The following is a 16065-nucleotide window of genomic DNA, read 5'->3' as shown; positions in this document are numbered from 1 at the left end:
TGTCCAAAAGTACTGGTACGGATCATTTTGCTTTAATGTGTTAATCTTAGACCCGTACCTCACTACGGAAGCAATAGCTATGTTAAAAAAACGCAACGTAATGACAATTGGCACGCTGGCCAAAACAGCCGGCGTGGGCGTGGAAACGGTGCGCTATTATCAGCGCCGAGGGCTAATGAGCGAGCCGGAGAAGCCGTATGGGGGGATCCGACATTACGACGAACAAGCGCTTGCTCGGCTTCATTTTATTCGCGCGTCTCAATGGCTCGGATTTAGTCTGGATGAAATTGGTGAGCTATTAACTCTGCAAGATGGCGCTCATTGCGATGAAGCACGGGAGCTTGGAGAGCAAAAGCTCACCAGTGTTCGTCGAAAGATATCGCGCTTACAGCAAGTTGAACGAGCGTTGAATGAGCTGGTGCAAAAATGCAGCTCCGGACACGGAGATGTCTATTGTCCACTGATGGCGTCGCTTAATGACGGGGTTGAGGACGCTACCACGGACAAACATAAGGTGCGTTAGTCTGTGTAGTAAAACTTTTGAGCGTAGTTCTTTAACTGAATTGCTTTATAGCTAACGCCAGCCATACACAAGAATCCCCATACCGGTTAGCACAAACGCCGCCCCAATCAAGTCGAAGCTGGATAAAGGCGATTTATCGATAATTCGCAGCTTATGGCAGTTAACACGTAAATACCACCATAAGCTGCGTAGACCCACCCGCTTTCCGCTGGATGAAGTGTTAATAAGTAAGCAAATAAGGCTAAGCTCACTGCCGCCGGAATGAGCAACCAAACCGAATGGCCCTCTTTGAGCCATAGGTAGGGTAAATAGCATCCGATAATTTCAGCAATTGCGGTGGCAATAAATAAGCCCAGTGTTTTCATTAAAAATAATGCACTCATTATCAGTTGTCCCTACAGGCTTCATCAGGATCTTCTAGTTCTACCGTTGTATGGCTTAAAGCATAGGGCGCAAGGACGTCATCGATGCGCTGTTTTAAATCGCTACGGGCCTCAATATCAAGGTTTTTAGATAACACCAAATGAACGGTTAATACATGCTCCTCGCCATCTAGTGACCAAAAATGCAGATGGTGTAGGTCAGCGACATGAGGTAGCTCCAGTAAAGCGTCCGCGACTTGTTTGTAGGTTTTTTTGTCTGGCGTGGCCTGTATGAAGAGTTTCAGTGTTGCCCACAGGTTGCGTAGTACATTCACTAAAATAAATAGAGTAAAGCCAATCGACAATATAGGGTCGAGAATCGGCCAGTCTACGAACAGCAAAACAATACCAACGATAAGTACAGCAACCCAGCCGAAAACATCCTCCAGCAAGTGCCAGTTAATAACGCGTTCGTTTAACGTTTTGCCCTCTGACAATTTGTAAGCAGCAAATCCATTAACTGTAATGCCAACGACGGCTAAAGCAATCATGCCATCAGCGACGGGCATCTGAGGGTTCCAGAGTCTGGGAATTGCTTCCACAAGTACCCAGGCAGAGCCTGCGATTAACACAACGGCATTAATAAATGCACCGGCAAGATTCAGTCTTTTATAACCGTAGGTAAAGTGTTGGTTAGCCTGTTTTTTGCCAAGTTTATTTAGTATCCAAGCGAGACCTAACGACAAGCTATCGCCAAGATCATGAACGGCATCGGCTAAAATGGCGGTACTGTTGGTAAGAAAGCCACCAATAAACTCGATAATTGTGAAAACAAAGTTAAGAACAAATGCCCACCCCAGGCGTTTGGACGGCATGTCCTTTGAGTGATCATGGTTATGGTGATGCCCCATAATACGTTCCTTTTTGTAGTAGAAGGGGCGGCAATAACCGCCCCTTTAAGTGCTATTGAACCCTAACGACTCAAATCATTAACCTTTTGTTTCGAAAACCAAGGATAGAGCACGGGTAAGATAACCAGTGTCAGCAGAGTGGCTGATACCAAACCACCGACAATGACGGTAGCCAGTGGGCGTTGGATTTCAGCCCCTGCACCGGTTGCAAACAGCATCGGGATGAGCCCTAACGCTGAGGTTATAGCTGTCATCAATACCGGACGGAGTCGCGACCATGCGCCATCAAACACGGCATCATTAACCGCATGCCCATCGGTTATTCTCTGGTTTATACTTTCGACCAGAACCACACCGTTTAGTACCGCCACACCAAAAAGCGTGATAAAACCAACCGCGCTGGGCACCGATAAGTACTGTCCTGACACATAGAGTGCCACAATACCACCGATGACTGCTAACGGTACATTCACCAAAATCAGCATGGCTTGACCCATGGTGCCGAAAGCAAAATAAAGCAGCAGGGCGATGAGTGCCAACGATATGGGAACGACAATGGACAAGCGCTTCTGTGCTCTTTGTTGACTTTCGAACTGGCCACCAATGTCGACTGAGTAACCGGTTGGTAAATCCACCTTCTCGTCAATCGCCTTCCGAATATCGGCAACCACGCTACCCATGTCACGACCCTGAACGTTCGATTGAATCACAACGCGACGCTGTACATCATCACGACGGATTTGCGGTGGTCCTGATTCAATTGCAACGCTGGCGACTTCGCCTAAGGTTACCCAGGCCCCTGAGGGAGTTAACAAGCGTAACGAGCGAATAGACTCCGGCGTATCGCGGAATTGCTTGGCCAACCGCACGTAAATATCATAGCGCTCATTACCGCGAATGATCTGGCCTGCCGAAGCGCCACCCAAGCCATTGTCGACAACGCTCAGTACATCGGAGACATTTAAGCCGTAGCGTGAGAGTTGTTGGCGTTTCGGCGAAACCACGAGTTGTGATTCACCTTTTATTTGCTCCATCGCTACTGCAACCGCCCCGTCAACTTGCTTGACGGCACTTTCTATTTCCTGGCCTTTACGGGCCAACACGTCAAGCTCGGGTCCAAATAGTTTGATGGCTAGCTGCGATTTTACACCTGAGAGCAGTTCATCAACCCGTGTTGCGATAGGTTGTGAAAAATTAAACAACAAGCCTGGGTGAGCATCGAGTTTTGCCTCCATTTTTTCTTGTAAGGCGTAGCGATCGGATGCCGTTGTCCATTCGGATTGCGGCTTAAGGCCCACATATATCTCGATGTTGCTGATAGGCTCTGGATCACCGCCCACTTCGGCTCGTCCAATGCGGCTGAGTGCGTAGGTGGTTTCCGGGAACGACATCAGGATTTTTTCAAGCTTCGGAGCCACCTCTAAGGCCGTTTCAAGGTTAGAGGAGGGGGCTAATGTCACGCGAATATTAATCGTGCCTTCTTCCAGTTCGGGAGCGAACTCCGTGCCGAGACGAGGCACTAACACCAAAGCGCCGACAAACAGCAAACCGGCCAGGGTAATAACGGCCTTTTTACTGCGTAAAGCGACCGACAATAGTCTTTTATAACCATTATCTAGTGGTTTAAGCAGTTTATTTTCACGAGGCTTAATACCCCGACTGAAAAAGTAACTGGCTAATGCCGGGACAACCATAATGGCCACAAAAACCGCGGAGATAATGGCCAACATAATGCTGATAGCCATGGGTTCAAATAATTTAGCTTCAACACCCTGAAAACTAAACAGTGGCATAAAGACCACCAAGATGATCATGGCGGCAAAGAATACCGGTCGAGCCACTTCGTTAGCCGCTTCCTTAACTCGCAGCTTGATACCATGACTGTCGAGTTTGGCTGCCTGAGGATCCGGGTCGCGGTGCTCTGTGCGTTGCTCGGCGTCGCCATGATGTTCACTATCCGGACGACTTAAGTGCTTAAAGATGTTTTCAACCATCACCACGGAGCCGTCGACCAGCATACCAATGGCAACAGCTATCCCGCCCAGCGACATCAGGTTAGCCGACATGCCCATCGCGGACATTACCATTAGGGCAATGGCGATAGAAACGGGAATGGACAGTAACACTAAAAAAGTAGCGCGTATGTTGAGCAAAAACAGTGCTAATACTGCGATAATAAACACAAAGGCAATGAGCAGTGAATACGCGACCGTAGATACGGCTTTTTGTATTAAGTCGGCCTGATCATAATACGGCTCAAAGGTGACACCCTCGGGTAATGCTTGCTGAATAAGCGGAATGCGCTTTTTAATACCGTCGATGGTGGCTTTGGTATTCGAGCCCATGCGTTTGAGCACAATACCCGACACCACTTCGCCCAGCTGGTTGACCTCGCTGTCGACTTTACGCGACATTGAGACCGCCCCCTGGCGAATTTCACTGCCGATTTCGACTTCGGCAACCTGGCCCAGTGTTACGGAAACGCCGTCAACTGTTTTGAGCGGTATTTGTCGTATTTGTTGCAGGCCTTTTTTACCGCTATCCAGCCAGCCGGTGCCGCGAATAACCAACTGCTCCTGACCGCGGGGCATATACCAACCACCAACGTTACCGTTATTCTTGTTGACCGCGCTCATGACGTCTTGCTGGGTAAGGTCGTAAGACAACAGCTTAGCGGGGTTAAGATTAACCTGATACTGTTTAACTTCGCCGCCAAAGGACAAGACTTCGGTAATTCCCTCAACGGGCATCAATAGCAGTTTAACCACATAGTCGTTTAGACTGCGTAGCTCCATACTGCTGACACCGGAGCCCGGTTCGGCAAGTAGCAGATACTGATAAACCTGGCCGAGGCCGGAAGAGTTAGGACCCATTTCGGGTGTACCTACGCCTTCGGGTATTAATTCCTTTGCCGCCTGCAGTCGTTCAAACACCAGTTGCCGGGCAAAGTAGATATCGACACTCTCGTCAAATACTACCGTAATGCCCGATAAACCTGTTTTTGAGATTGACCGAACTTCTTTGACGTCGGGCAGGGCATACATCACCGACTCTATCGGATAGGTAATCAACTGCTCGACTTCGGTCGCTGCTAACCCGGGGGCCTCCGTATTTACCGTTACCTGAACGTTGGTAACATCGGGGAAGGCATCCAGATTAAGTTTGGGAATAACAAAAAATGACGCAATGCTGATGCTGAATAAAGCCAATACCAATAACAGGCGATTAGCGACAGCAAACTGAATAATGCGCTGAAACATAAAACCTCCTGTTAGTGGTTATGTGGGTCAAAACCGCCTTTAGCGATTTGAGAGCGAACGAAAAACGCGCCGTTGTCTACATATTCTGTGCCTTCCTTAACGCCTCTAATGACTTTCCACGGACCTTTTTCAGCAACCAATTCGACTTTCTTCGGTTCAAATTTTCCGGGTTCGTGCTCAATGAATATCTGCCAGTCACCATCAGGCGCCCGCATCAAGGCTGAGTCCTTAACTGCAAGCACCGGGCCATCCGACTTGACTGAGAAATAAACATCCGCAAATAAACCGGGGTGTAATTGGTCCTTTTCGTTATTGACCGCAAGTCGTACCGTTCGGGTGCGGGTTTTATGGTCTATTGTGTGGCCTTCTTGAATGACTTTTGCCGTAAAGCGCTGATTGTCGACACTCACTGTAACAGGATCACCAAACTGCACATTAAGGTCAGCTGAGCCTGGTAGACGAGCATTAACCCACAAGGTTTCTTCTTGCAGCACTTCAACCAGGTGATTACCGGCATTAACTTGCTGGCCCTGCTTGAAGTTATCGCTAACCACAATCCCGTCAAGTTCTGAGGTCAGTTGGTATTCGCCGATAGGGTAGTCAGCTTTACTTAAACGCTTAATGTCACTGGCTGACATACCAAATGCGTTGAGTTGCGCTTGCGCTGAGCTAAAGGCATTTCTCGCTTCGACAAAGCGTTTTTCACCTACCGTTGACTCACCTAGTGACTGCACGCGTTGCCATTCGTTAAGTGCGACCAAATACTGACTTTGCGCCTCTGCCATAGTGGCGCTGAAGAGGGTTGCCAGTGGCTCACCTTTTTCGACGTGATCGCCAATACTGACAAAACGTTTGAGTACGGTCGAATCGATGCGCGGACTCACGATATAGCTGTTAAAGTCGTTAGCAACCACCTCGCCCGGGGCATAAACCGGATATTCAATGACTTGAGTTTGCAAGGTTCGCGTGGTGATATCTGCCATGGATAGCTGCTTGCTGGATAGCTCCACGCCTGAGCTTTCCTTATGTTCACCTTGCTCGTGTTTGCCTTCTTCCTTGTGGGTATCTTCTTTTTCGTCGTGTCCGTGTTCATCCTGCGCCATAACCGAAAAGCTCAGCGCAAGTGCTATTGCTGCGTATAAAGGTTTTACTGACATCGTTTACTCTCCAATCTCTGCGTTTGTTTGCTGGCTTAACGGCGATAACGTCAGCGCTTTACTGAGTTCGCCCGAACGGTACAACCATTCAATGGCGGCCAACCGATATTGTGTTTGCAGCGCTATCCCTGCAAATTGGCTATCGAGCTGCTGTTGCACAGCGGTGAGGTAGTCTGTGGTGGATAGGTCACCGGCGAGCCAGGACTGTTCAATCACCTGCATCGACTCATCCTGCCGAGATTGAAAGTCTTTTTGCCAGCTTTGCCACTGTTTTTTCACAAAGCGATAATTGTTAAGAGATGATTTCAGTGCTGCTTGCCATTGTTGCCTTAGTGCAATCAAACGTTTTTCTTCAGCAACAGCTTCGCTATTGGCTGCGCGTACTGCATCGCTGTAGTTATTGCGAATCTGTAGTGGAATGCTGAATGATAAGCCAACCACTGTTTCGTTATCGTTCTCGCCCGCTTCGACGCCTATGGTTGGGTTGGCGGTGGTTAACGAGCGTTTCCAGTCGACATCGGCGCGCTTTAATTGCCATTGCAGGTAAGCAGCTTTTAACGCCGGATGTTGTTGCCAGCGAGCCGTTAACGCAGGTTCAACGTTAAATAGCTCCTCATTCACGGAGAGTTGAGCGACGTCAATCGTGGTTAGCAGAGCGTTTAACTCTGCTTCAGCGGATTGCAGCTGTTGATAAGCCGCTGCCGTTTGTTGCAGTTGCCGACTTAGTGCGAGTACCGTCAGTTGTTCGTCGACGGCACCTAAGTCACCGGCTTTACGTCGTTCGGCAACCAAGTTTATCGCCTGTTTAACGATTTTCTCTTGCTGCTCCGCCAGTGCGTAACGCTGTTTTGCATCCAGCCATTGCACATAGGCATTCAACAGAGTTTTAGCATGCGATGTCGCCGACTGGCGATAAATACTCACTGCCATAGCCGTCATGGCGTCACTCTGACTGGCTCTTGCTTCATTGCGAGTGCTCCAGTCCAGCGTTTGGCTTAGACCAACAGCGTAATTATTGATGCCACCCTCACGCTCTAAGCGTGACGATAAGCTAGGGTTGTACAAAGGCTGATTTAATTGTTTGCCCTGTTGGATCAGCGCTTCAGCCTGCTGTTGAGCGGCTTCAACACTGGGGTGTTGCTGCACAGTTTTTTGCCATTGCTCGGGCAACTGCTGTGCATTGGCGTAGCTTGAACTTATTGCCAGACTTACGGCAATAAACAAGCGTTTGCTATGTGTCGAAAACGGACCCATAGATAGACTCCTCAGTCATATTACTGCGTAAAATAATGATTTTTTTGCGCTGCTATAGCAGCTTATTAGGCAGTTATGAGGAGATGGGAGGCCGGAACAGCGGAGATGATAGAGGGTTAGTGTAAAACTCAGTATACCCAGGACGTATTGTGCCCATTCGTGGTAACGCGAGAGTTTTTTCAGTCTCCATGGCATATAAATGAAATGAGCCATGGCAGTGACAGCAGTGATGGTAGTCAAAGCTGATTTCTCCACTTTTAGGGAGATTGCGCTTATCGATGTGGGATTCGTCATGCTCAAAATTGAGGTGTTGCTCAGAAGAGGACTGGTGAGATTGATGCACATCAGCAACCGCCTGACTGATTTGAGTCAGAACAGCAACAAGCACCAGTATTAAAAATCCGAGTCTAAGCATCATTACCTACAGTTCTAAATAAGCAGCTTAAGGGTACATTAATTAAAAATAGTTTTCAACTAGTGGCGATTCACACAAATACTTCTGCTGTATACCTATGCACGAATCAAGAGCTTCAGGTAGAAGCGCGAGAAGAAGGTTTTGATTTTATATTTGGTACCGATGTGGCAAATAATGAATTGAGTTTTTTATTCGAGTCAAAATTCGAGCCTTGGAAGTTAAGCTTACAGTTATTCCGGACGATACCACTGCAAACGACAGAGAGTCTGACTGGGGTACCGAGTTGGTGATTAGACCTGCAAGTACTTCTTACGCCGCGCTAGGTATTTTTGATTCGATAAAACCATTTAGAGCGAGACTAAAGGAAATCTTAGAGCCTACCTGTTCGACAATTCAACATTGGGATAATACTGTTGAAATGTTGAGTAAAAGGGAGGAAATCATTGGGTGTTTAAATAAAATATTTACAGAGTTTAAAGACTACCAAAAACCTTTTTTATTACATCCAATATGGAAGACATTGGGTAAGTCACCGATTATTGATAAGGGTAATGCATATGATATTTTTGTTTGGAGCGACTTTGCTATTTGCCGTACCTTTATTGATTGCGCATCAAGAGAGCGAGATGTGGGGAAAGTTACAAGGCTTTATAGATCAACGCTAAGGCTTGCAAGGATTCTTTACGAACTAACACAAACAGATAAGGTAAATATTCATAATATTTATACTCAAATGGCTTTCAACCTGCAGACTGACAAAGAATTTGCTCTGAATGGTAAAATGACTCGTAGATTTATGAATCATCCTCGACGTTATAATCCAATTATGAAATTATCTAGCATCACAAATGTGATTATGAATGGCGGGCACAAAGAGTTAAGTCCAGAACGTCGTTTTGATCAAAGCTTGTATTATACAGCACAGGAATTATTTAAAGACGATGCTTAAAATTGAATATTGTTGTTTATGCTTAAGAGAAAACGACAGAATTTGCTTCCTAAATCGATTAAGAGCAAGAATGTTGTGCGAAGGTCATGAAACTTGGAGGCAAAACCTTAACAAGTCACAATTTTGGCACAGAATCGGCACAAAAGCCTCAAAGTTAGTACTTGCTATCAATGTCAGGCTATAGAATTATGGCGCACCCGACAGGAGTCGAACCTGTGACCTCTGCCTCCGGAGGGCAGTCACGGGTTCGGTGGTAAATCGTTAAAGCTAGGCGTAGCAAGGGATTAAACGGTGTTTTGACTTTTTGTTTAGCGTCGAAATCGACACTTTTGACACCGTTTAATGACAAATTTGGTCACAGAAAACCGACTCCAAAATTTCAAATTTTGACCTTTGCCTCGCGACAAAAAATTCTGAACCTTCGAAAAAACCTGAGTTTTTAGGTGGAAAAAATTCCACCGTATTGGACATGGCTTAGACGAGTGGCATAGGTTATAATTTATGCGACTCATCATAAGGGTACATGATAATGAAACGCACAAAAAACAGCCCAGATAAACAAGAGCGCTTTGTTCCAAATATTGAGAACTTCAAAACCAGTCTTGGGTATGAAGGCCTTAAAATGAAAGAGTCTTCTGAAAAGCAGTCTATCGCATCTTTAAAACGTAAATATGCGAGATAAGTACGGCGTTGGTAAAGACCCGTATTGTTATCCGGACGCCGATGTTTTGGTTAACAAGCTCAATATCCGCGATGAGGAAACTCTAGCCGCTGCCGAAATAGAATTTACTACCCTACGTTATAAATCCTACACATCCACGACATTAGACATTCAAGAGTTCACACTCGAGCATCTGCAGCGTTTACATCTGCATTTATTTCAGGATGTATACGATTGGGCTGGCGAGTTACGAACAATTGATATTTCAAAAGGCGCAACTCGATTCTGCACGGCGTCAAGAATAAAAACTGAGGCTGATAGATTATTTCGCCAAATTCCTTTGCTAAAATATGCAAAAACACCTGAAGTTTTCGTGCGTGATGTGGCTGATTTATACTGCGAGATTAATTTATTACATCCATTTCGGGAAGGTAATGGGCGTGCGCAACGATTCTTTTTTGAAGAAATGCTATTTGCACTTGGTTATGATGTATTGTGGCCTGAAATATCGCAGGAAGAGTGGGTCTATGCCAATGTTTCTGGTGTGAATCTCGATCTTCAGCCACTTGTCGATATTTTTTCGAGCGCCATGAAGACAAGAGCAGAGTTCAATCAGTACTAGCACTTTCTACGCATAACTACTCCTATTTTTGGGGGGATTACAAGGCCTCTTGCCTCAGATTAGTCACAGCGGTGATTATGGAGATATCGGACGAATGGAGCTCTGGTAAAAAGTACCTGACCATGGATGGAGCTGAATAGGTGAAATCAGAGGGTAAACTGGAAATTACAGACAAATTGTTGCTTTATCTAAAAATTAACACTAGCTATATTGGTCATATATAAATGTAATCAATAAGTTAGACTTTCAGTGAGGGCTGTTTTGAGTTCAACTAAACAAGGTGCAAGAACGACTGCTCTGGACATCCGCAATCTGCACCGCTTTGTCCCTTCGTATGAGCAACCATTTGTTGAGACTGTTGCGACGCAACGTGTCGAAGCAATTCGCAAAAAGTGGCGTCTGTTCAGTACCGGCGAGTCTGTTAACAGCAGTGTCAGCGAGGAATAGGATGAAGCTACTTGCCTTGGAGAGTCTAGTTGGCGGCGCTGGTGCAACGACTTTAGTTGCGAACCTTGCGGCAGCCCTGCGAAGCGGCGACGCGCACGTCGCTGTTGTTGATTGTTGTGCGCAAAATCATCTTGCCGCACACTTCGGGCAGCCGCTCGGTGACGACATGGACTTGCAGCAAACATTTTTAGCTGCGTCAGGCGTTATCGTTGCGCCCTTTGGCGTCGACAAAGACCAACAACCTGCTGAACAGCAGCAGAAGCGTTTTGATCGGCTTTTGCAACAGTTGCAGGAATTGCAAGAGTATAAGGTTGATTGGCTGTTAATTAACTTACCCACAGGCTTCAGTTTTGCGCCAAGCATCGACTTGCCCAAGGAAACTTCATGTCTTCTGGTTTTGGAGCCAGAGCCGCGCTGCTATATGAATTTGAAACGTTGGCAAAGGTTTGAATCTCGGCCAATACAGCTTCGCTATCGTGCGATTATGAATAAAGTAGCCCCTCACCTTGAATTGCCGCGCGACATCTTTGATCTCTGTCGGGCCGAACTCGATCCGGATTGGCTGTTGCCGCTTTACATTAATCGTGACCAACACATTCCAGAAGCGTTAGCAACGCAACAGCTTCTTTATGAATATACCTTGGGAGCACAAGGTAATACCGATATTGCTGAGCTCGCACATTGGCTGCAAGAAGCAGCGGAGTCAGAATTGTAATGTTAATTCGTCAGCAGTGGCGCGAGCTCAGGCGCAGACAGTCCAGTCTGCGTGCTGGCATGAATCTAGTGATCCTTTATTTAGAGGTCGTGTTCCTGCAAGTAAGTGCTACAACGACATCTGCCTCGGCAACAAACGAGCGTCGTAGTTTGCGTTTTTGGTTTCCGCATGTGCGTTGGGATCAACTTGGCCCCTTAGACGTAGTCCGAGTTGTTCTACAAGCAATGTGGCTTGTGGTTGGAAAAACACGGCAAGAGCGGCAACAACGTCAGCAACAAGGTTGGTCTGTCGCAACACCGGTAGAATTAACCCAACAAGGCTTACGCTCAACCCTGCGACATCCCTTACGTTGGGCCACCCTTTGGTTTGAACGATTTTTTCAGCAACGAGCGCAAAGTGAAACCACCCGTTGGAATCTGCCATTTCGAATTTTGTTGACCATTATTGCAAGTGTAACGGCATTAATTATTATCGGTCTGCCGATGGAGGCCACTTCGCAAGGGATCTTGCTTTTATGTTTCTGGGCGGTCGCGTTGTGGGTACGTAATATTCGTGGCCGCATACCGTTATTGTTGATGGTGACTTTGTCGATATTAGTAAGTACACGTTACTTGTTTTGGCGCGTCACGCAAACCATCAACTGGGATGTCACCGCCGACATGATATTCGGACTTATCTTGCTGAGCGCAGAGGTATACGCCTGGACCATTCTGACATTGGGGTATATTCAGTCAGCGTGGCCGTTGCAGCGAAAAGTTGCACCGTTACCGAGTGACCTAAGCCGTTGGCCGAGCGTTGATGTGTTTATACCAACTTACAATGAGCCATTATCAGTCGTTCGCCATACAATTTTGGCGGCGCAAGTTATTGATTGGCCGCAAGAGAAGTTAAAGGTCTATGTGCTGGATGATGGTAAGCGTGATGAAATTCGAGATTTCTGCCATGACATTGACGTAACCTACTTAACTCGGCCTGACAACAGTCACGCAAAAGCGGGTAACTTAAATCACGCGTTGCGTTTTTCTAAAGGTGATTACATAGCGATATTTGACTGTGATCACATTCCGACGCGTGGCTTTTTGCAACTAACAATGGGTTGGTTTTTACGCGACGAAAAGCTGGCGTTAGTGCAAACGCCGCATCACTTTTATTCAGCCGATCCGTTTGAGAAAAACTTACGTGTCTTCCGCAAGAATCCAAACGAAGGAGAATTGTTTTACGGGCTTATTCAAGATGGCAATGACATGTGGAATGCTTCGTTCTTTTGCGGTTCATGTGCGGTCATTAAACGTGGACCACTGGAAGAGGTTGGTGGTATTGCTGTCGAGACTGTGACTGAAGATGCGCACACGGCATTAAAGTTACATCGCCTTGGCTACAACTCAGCGTACTTGAATATACCATTGGCGGCAGGGTTGGCGACTGAGAGTCTATCGGCGCATATCGGTCAGCGTATACGTTGGGCGCGTGGTATGGCACAGATATTTAGACTGGATAATCCGCTGACAGGCAAAGGGCTCAACTGGGGCCAGCGACTGTGTTATGCCAATGCTATGTTGTATTTTTTAAATGGTATTCCACGTGTCATATTCTTACTCGCGCCCTTAGCATTTCTACTTTTGCATAGTTACATCGTATTTGCGCCGGCGATTATGATTGCGATTTATGCGATCCCGCACCTCGTTCACGCGAATTTAGCTAATTCTCGGTCACATGGAAAGTTTCGTCACTCCTTTTGGGCTGAAATGTATGAAACCGTTTTAGCTTGGTACATATTACGCCCCACAACCGTCGCCTTAATTTCGCCCAAGCATGGCAAGTTTAATGTTACGCAAAAAGGCGGTGTTACCGAACGCTCTTTTTTTGATTGGCGAATATCTTGGCCCTATATCACTTTAATCAGTCTCAGCTTCCTTTGTTTTGGTTTTGGCGTTTGGCGCCTTTACGACGGACCGAAAGATGAGTATTTGACGGTTGTTTTGAATCTCTTTTGGGTGATTTACAACCTCATTTTATTGGGCGGCGCTGTGGCTGTGGCTGAAGAGGCCAAGCAAGTAAGACAGGCGCACCGTATTAACGTAAAACAAGCGGTCACCATCGTTGATAATGAAGAGCGCATGTATCAAGTTACCATGACCGACTTCTCTCATGCCGGGGTGGGGTTAGAGTTGCCCAAGGGACTGTTGCTACGCGAAGGCGAAATCGTTCACCTTATCCTGCACGACGGTTCTCAACAAACCGCTGTAAAGCTTCATATCAAATCGCGGCGCGGACAAAGTGTGGGGACCAGAGTGCTGTTTGACTCCTATGAGCAAGAGCGAGCGTTTTTACGGGCAACCTTTGCTCGAGCCGATGCGTGGTTAGGTTGGCGCCCGGAAGATAGTGTCGACAGACCGATTCAAAGTTTACGAGAAGTTGTTGGTATCGGTATTAAAGGGTATCAACATCTGTTTTTACATATGGCCCCGCGGATGAGGTCAGTAGCGAATTTATTAGGTAAAGGGTGGCGTATTTTTCGAAGTCTATTGCCGCGCTCACCCATAACGAGGAACGAAGGATGAATATGTCTTGGACTTTGCCATTGTTACTGCTGACATTGATTGTCGGGGGCAGTCCCGTACAAGCTCAACAAGCAACATCTGTTGATGAGCTTGAAGAGTGGCAACTACTGCCACGCTGGCAAGAGGATTATTCACTTAACGCGGCAGCGAACGCACAGCAACTGCGCATTGATGGTTTGCGTCCAGAGATGACTATTGGCTTCGGCGGTCGCTATGATCGTGTGGTTGAGGGAGCTGAGCTGGATCTGGCTTTCATGATCTCGCCGGCGATGGTCGATACCGTAAGTCAACTCCGCGTCAGCATGAATCAAGAAGTTATTGGCACTGTGCCACTGCAAAAAAGTATGGCGAATACGGTTCAGCAACGCAGCTTTAACATCGACCCGCGGTTATTCACTAGCTACAACCAATTACGCCTAGAGTTAATCAGCGAGGTTTTTAATGGGCAATGTACTTTGGCATCGCCCGCAGCGTGGATTGAATTTTTAGACGACAGTACGCTAACGCTCGATTACCAGCAGCTTCGCGTGGCAAACGAGTTGTCCTATTTCCCAGAGCCTTGGTTTGACCGCAATGACTTTAGCGCAGTGAACCTAAACTTTGTCAGTTTCGGGGTGCCAAACTTAGCGACAGCCGAAGCGCATGCGGTGCTCGCAAGTTATTTTGGTCAGGCGGCCGATTGGCGTGCTGTAACTGTCGAGCACTTCGACGTTGAGCCAGCGATTGGTAGTCTTCTGCAAGATCATGAATGGCGTCAGCAGTGGCCGCGAGATCATGCCATTATGACGTTAACGAATGCGCAGCGACCGCGCCCATTCCATAATTTAGAAAAAGTGGATGCACCCACGATCAGGGTGATTCCTAATCCCGCTTATCCGGCTTATAAGTTGCTTCTGATCGCAGCTCCCGATGAACAACAACTACGTGCCACGGTGAGTACTTTTGTGTTGAGCAATCAGACCATGAGTGGCGATAGGGTGGTCGTAAATCCACAGCCTATCGAGCCGCGCGAGGCTTATCAAGCACCCCGTTGGGTGTCAACGCAAAGACCCGTGCAGATAAGTGAGCTTGTTGATCACCCAAGCGAGCTGCAGCGCTCTGCGCGTAACACGGCACCAGTGAACGTAGAACTGCGTCTACCACCGGACTTGTTTATTTGGCAACGTAATGGCATTCCATTGGATTTGCGCTTTCGTTACACGCCACCGTTAACGGAAGATGAAAGTCGCATGTTAGTGAGCATAAACAACGAGTTTGTTAAAGCTTTCGACTTGAACGATAGCGGCAGCGAAAATACCGAAGAGCGTTTGCGCATTCCGATTTTATCGGGTTCGCTCCTCCCTGAGGAAGATAATGTGACCTTGCCTTCGTTTCGCTTAGGCGCTGTCAACAGCATGGAATTCCGGTTCGATTTTGGCAATGTGAGTGACGTTTGTAGTACGCCGCCGTTATTGAACTCGCAAGGGGTTATCGATGGTAATTCGACTATTGATTTGCGTGGTTACGATAATTACGTCGCGCTACCTGATGTGCAGTTGTTTATGAAGACGGGCTATCCATTTACCCGATGGGATGACTTATCACAGTCGCTGGTGGTTGTACCGGAGCGCCTTAGTAGCGAATTGTATGTAACCCTACTTATGACGCTGGCAAAATTGAGTGGTGCCACTGGGTATCCAGCGACCCAATTGCAGCTTATCAGCGCTGATGATTTACCTGATACCACCGAGAAGGATATATTGTTACTCGGCAGCGATAGTTTGCAAAGCTTTCTACAAACTTATGGCACAGCACAACTTGATCGTCAGGTTGAAAGACAACGTTTGACGGGTCGTGAGCAGTTGTTATATAGCCCTCAATTAGCGCTTAGAAACAGTGGTCCAAGCGCAGCGGTCGTGGGTTTCCAATCGCCATTTGCAGAGCAGCGCTCGGTTGTTGCCGTGACTTCGACGACCGATAGCTATCTGAGTCGTTATCGAGAAGCGTTAACAAGTGACATACTGTCGAATCAAATGACAGGCTTCTTGGCCGTGCTGACACCTGCGCGGGTTAGTTCATTTGAGCCTCAGAGCGACTACTATGTTGGTAATCTAAGTTGGTGGAATCGTTTGATGTACCACTTAGCTAAATACCCTGTGTTGGTAACTGTGTTGGCCTTATTGGCATTGCTAGTTCTTGTTATTGCACTCTACCGATTGTTTGTCGCCAAGGTCAGAGTTCGTCAATAG

11 protein-coding genes and 2 pseudogenes are annotated in these 16065 nt (G+C 47.1%); 8 read left to right on the top strand and 5 right to left on the bottom strand.

What is annotated here, in order from left to right; all coding sequences use genetic code 11:
• The first annotated feature begins 79 nt into the window (after positions 1-79).
• Complete coding sequence (gene merR / locus KGF88_RS10635; RefSeq protein ID WP_153827230.1) at positions 80-523, top strand: Hg(II)-responsive transcriptional regulator; 444 nt, start codon at positions 80-82, stop codon at positions 521-523.
• A gap of 51 nt (positions 524-574) precedes the next feature.
• Here the strand turns inward: merR and KGF88_RS10630 are convergent.
• The 5 genes and pseudogenes from KGF88_RS10630 to KGF88_RS10610 form a co-directional block, all read right to left on the bottom strand.
• Positions 575-906, bottom strand: a pseudogene (locus tag KGF88_RS10630) (YnfA family protein).
• Between the two features lie 2 nt (positions 907-908).
• Positions 909-1796, bottom strand: coding sequence for a cation diffusion facilitator family transporter (locus KGF88_RS10625; protein ID WP_153827231.1), 888 nt, complete (start codon positions 1794-1796; stop codon positions 909-911).
• Positions 1797-1858: 62 nt separating this feature from the next.
• Positions 1859-5056 (bottom strand): efflux RND transporter permease subunit, encoded by a 3198-nt coding sequence (locus KGF88_RS10620; protein ID WP_153827232.1) that lies wholly within the window; start codon positions 5054-5056, stop codon positions 1859-1861.
• Positions 5057-5067: 11 nt separating this feature from the next.
• Complete coding sequence (locus tag KGF88_RS10615) at positions 5068-6213, bottom strand: efflux RND transporter periplasmic adaptor subunit (protein ID WP_153827233.1); 1146 nt, start codon at positions 6211-6213, stop codon at positions 5068-5070.
• A gap of 3 nt (positions 6214-6216) precedes the next feature.
• Entirely contained in the window at positions 6217-7467 is a 1251-nt protein-coding gene (locus KGF88_RS10610; RefSeq protein WP_153827234.1) for a TolC family protein, read from the bottom strand.
• A 211-nt stretch (positions 7468-7678) separates the two neighbouring features.
• Between KGF88_RS10610 and KGF88_RS10605 the strand changes: the two genes are divergently transcribed.
• The 7 genes and pseudogenes from KGF88_RS10605 to bcsB all read left to right on the top strand — a co-directional run bounded on the left by KGF88_RS10605 (position 7679) and on the right by bcsB (position 16065).
• Complete coding sequence (locus KGF88_RS10605) at positions 7679-7864, top strand: hypothetical protein (RefSeq protein WP_110076837.1); 186 nt, start codon at positions 7679-7681, stop codon at positions 7862-7864.
• A gap of 80 nt (positions 7865-7944) precedes the next feature.
• A pseudogene (locus KGF88_RS10600) lies at positions 7945-8831 on the top strand (HindVP family restriction endonuclease).
• 529 nt (positions 8832-9360) lie between these two features.
• The gene (locus KGF88_RS10595; RefSeq protein WP_162014622.1) at positions 9361-9513 is read left to right on the top strand and encodes a hypothetical protein; all 153 of its coding nucleotides are present in this window, start codon (positions 9361-9363) and stop codon (positions 9511-9513) included.
• On the top strand, positions 9503-10114 hold the full coding sequence (locus KGF88_RS10590; RefSeq protein WP_153827237.1) for a putative adenosine monophosphate-protein transferase Fic: 612 nt from the start codon (positions 9503-9505) through the stop codon (positions 10112-10114). Before KGF88_RS10595 ends, KGF88_RS10590 begins: the two co-directional genes overlap by 11 nt.
• A gap of 448 nt (positions 10115-10562) precedes the next feature.
• Positions 10563-11276: a cellulose synthase operon protein YhjQ/BcsQ gene (locus KGF88_RS10585; RefSeq protein WP_162014623.1), complete on the top strand. Its 714-nt coding sequence runs from the start codon at positions 10563-10565 to the stop codon at positions 11274-11276.
• The gene (gene bcsA / locus KGF88_RS10580) at positions 11276-13837 is read left to right on the top strand and encodes a UDP-forming cellulose synthase catalytic subunit (protein ID WP_153827239.1); all 2562 of its coding nucleotides are present in this window, start codon (positions 11276-11278) and stop codon (positions 13835-13837) included. The genes KGF88_RS10585 and bcsA overlap by 1 nt, the downstream gene beginning before the upstream one ends.
• A complete protein-coding gene (gene bcsB, locus KGF88_RS10575; RefSeq protein WP_153827240.1) occupies positions 13834-16065 on the top strand; it encodes a cellulose biosynthesis cyclic di-GMP-binding regulatory protein BcsB in 2232 nt (743 codons plus the stop codon). Before bcsA ends, bcsB begins: the two co-directional genes overlap by 4 nt.

The sequence above is a fragment of the Idiomarina loihiensis genome, assembly GCF_024584785.1.
In the GTDB taxonomy this organism is placed as follows: domain Bacteria; phylum Pseudomonadota; class Gammaproteobacteria; order Enterobacterales; family Alteromonadaceae; genus Pseudidiomarina; species Pseudidiomarina fusca.
The sequence above is the reverse complement of the archived record's forward strand: the minus strand, read 5'-3'. Positions and strand labels throughout refer to the sequence as shown.